The organism is Roseibium sp. RKSG952 (genome assembly GCF_009711355.1).
The window spans coordinates 1-1,657 of record NZ_SMMF01000536.1 but is presented as its reverse complement, the minus strand read 5'-3'; the positions used below and the strand labels follow the sequence as shown (position 1 = coordinate 1,657).

Genomic DNA, 1,657 nt, shown 5'->3' with positions numbered 1-1,657 from the left:
CATCGAATATATTAAATAAAAAGATATTTACATAATTCAACTCTGCACCCGCGAGTCCCCAATGGCTGAAGTTATTAATTTTTATGACAGTATTCAAAGTCCTGCACCAATTACCATTGCCCCTGGGGATGGTATTGGCCCCGAGATCATGGACGCGACGCTGCGCTGTGTGAAGGCGGCGGGGGCCCAATTGGCGATCAAGCAAATCGACATCGGTAGAAGAATGTATGATGCCGGTTTCAAGACGGGTATACATCCTGATGGCTGGCAAACACTCCGCGAAACTGGTGTCTTCTTGCGGGGGCCCGTCAGTTATCCCGAGCATGGTTTTTATGAAACGCTCAATGTTGCGCTGCGCCGATATCTGGACATGTATGCAAATGTGAGATGGGCCGTATCACGCTCACCTTTTGTCACCACACAACAACCCAAGATGGACGTCGTTGTTATTCGGGACAATCTTGAAGATGTTTACACTGGGATTGAACATCGATTGACCTCTGACGTTTGTCATGGGCTGAAGATGATTTCCCGATCAGCAGCCGAAAATATAATTCGTTTCGCCTTCGAATTCGCCGTGGCGAATAATCGCAAAAAGGTATCCTGCTTTACCAAGGATCATGTTCTGCCTATCACAGATGGACTGTTTCATGAGGTATTTGACGATATCGGCCAAGATTTCCCGGAAATAGAGACAGACCATTGGAACGTAGCGACTGGGACTGCGCGCCTTGCGATAGCGCCAGGTCAATTCGACGTCATCGTGACTTCCAGCATGTATGGCAGCATCGTGTCGGAAACCGCCGTCGCAATTTGCTCATCCCCTGCAATCCCCGTATCTACCAACTATGGTGAGCACTTTTCCATGTTCGCTGCGAATCATGGCTCTGCGCCCGATATCTCAGGTAAGGGCACGGCAAATCCATCCGGGCTCCTCCTTGCTGCAATGTTCATGCTTGGGCATCTCAATCAGTGTGACGCGGCGCTACGCATTCACAATGCTTGGCTCAAAACAATTGAAGACGGGGTGCACACCGATGACATCTTCCGGCCTGGAATTAGCTCAGAGCGCGTCGGTACTCAAGATTTCGCAGACGCCGTCATTGAGAGAATCGGACGAATTCCCGAACACCTAAAGCCTGCTAGCAGCTTCGCGCGCAGGGTGCCTACCATTGTAGCGAAGAATAGCAGCTCTCATTCACCCGTGCAGGAACTTGTCGGCATAGACCTTTATATTAAGCATGATCAAATCAAGCCTCAAGAACTTGCCAACCGGCTTATTACGATGACCGCAGGGGTGTCTCTGGACCTCATTATGATCCTCAATCGGGGGAACAACGTCTGGCCGCTCAGTTTCAGAGAAACACTCCTTACGGATGAGTGGTTCTGCCGCTTCAAATTCGCCAACAAACACTCAAACAGCTATGATATGGCTTGCCAGTTCATGCAGGTTCTGACGGCTAACGGGCTGCATATCACCAAGACCGAAAATCTCTATACATTCGATGGCCATCCCGGCTTTTGTACCAAAGATTGGAGTGATCTCGAAAGCAGCGTGCGCCCGACAGCGCTCAGGAGTGCAACTTAGAGCCCGATTAAAAACTAGTAGAGCTATGAGGTTTTGCCAGAGCTATTGTTGAATCTGGTGTCCGGGCGG

At 49.9% G+C, this 1,657-nt stretch carries 1 protein-coding gene; it reads left to right on the top strand.

What is annotated here, in order from left to right:
- The first annotated feature begins 61 nt into the window (after positions 1-61).
- Positions 62-1,588, top strand: a complete 1,527-nt coding sequence (locus E1297_RS02060) for an NADP-dependent isocitrate dehydrogenase (RefSeq protein ID WP_155133275.1) — start codon at positions 62-64, stop codon at positions 1,586-1,588.
- Positions 1,589-1,657: the final 69 nt, after the last annotated feature.